Source organism: Vibrio sp. 2134-1 (assembly GCF_033339495.1).
The window spans coordinates 1-573 of sequence record NZ_JAWOUS010000740.1 but is presented as its reverse complement, the minus strand read 5'-3'; the positions used below and the strand labels follow the sequence as shown (position 1 = coordinate 573).

At 45.2% G+C, this 573-nt stretch carries 1 protein-coding gene; it reads right to left on the bottom strand.

The features are described 5' to 3' along the window. Positions 1 to 573: sulfatase-like hydrolase/transferase (locus R7R78_RS28275; RefSeq protein WP_225474871.1), on the bottom strand; the 573-nt coding region annotated here is incomplete at both ends.

The following is a 573-nucleotide window of genomic DNA, read 5'->3' as shown; positions in this document are numbered from 1 at the left end:
ATCTGTGGCATGTTCAACTAGCTCACTGTCAATCGTTCTACGTGAGTCCAAATTATATTCTTTGACCCCTTTAGGATCCTGCCCTGCTCTAGCTGAAAGGATTTGAGGTTTAGGTAATATAGCTTTATAACCGGGTTGAGAGCTATATTCTGACTCATCCGTCGTATTTGCAATGCCATACCATTCATCAAAGCCTTGATCCGTTGGAAAGCGCCCTTTTTGGTCTCCCAAATGCCATTTCCCGTAAAGGCTCGTGTTATATCCTTGTTCCTTAAACTTCTCTGCAATGGTTATCTCCCAGTTCACCATACCGTAAGGCACTCCCCAAACAACCTTATCTGTCCCAGATCTAAGCGCTCGCCTCCCCGTCATGAATGAGGAGCGAGTTGGCGTGCATTGCGGTTCCACATTAAAATTAGTAAGGCGTACACCTTCTCTAGCAAGTTGATCTAAGTTTTTAGTTTCAACACCTCTGGTACTCCCATAGGAACTTAGTTCCCCCCACCCAAGGTTATCAACCAACATTACCACGACATTTGGTGTCTCTTCCGCAACCACTTCTAACGGGATACA